The following is a 222-nucleotide window of genomic DNA, read 5'->3' on the forward strand; positions in this document are numbered from 1 at the left end:
AACTGGTGGTGGAAACACTGGTGGAGAAACTGGCGAAAAAGATACAGAAGCACCAGTATTAACGCCAAAAGAAGGTGTAACAGTATTTGTAGGAGATAGCTTGAATGCTAGCGATTTAGTAAACGTATCAGACAATAAAGACCCAAATCCAGCATTAACAATTGGAGAATACAATACAAGTAGTGTAGGAGATATTCAAGTAACAGTAACAGCGACAGACAA

General features: G+C 38.7%; 1 pseudogene. It reads left to right on the top strand.

The features are described from left to right. A pseudogene (locus MR107_RS31015) lies at positions 1-222 on the top strand (adhesin); the annotation flags it as partial.

The organism is Bacillus cereus group sp. BfR-BA-01441, assembly GCF_022663075.1.
Taxonomy (GTDB): Bacteria; Bacillota; Bacilli; order Bacillales; family Bacillaceae_G; genus Bacillus_A; species Bacillus_A cereus.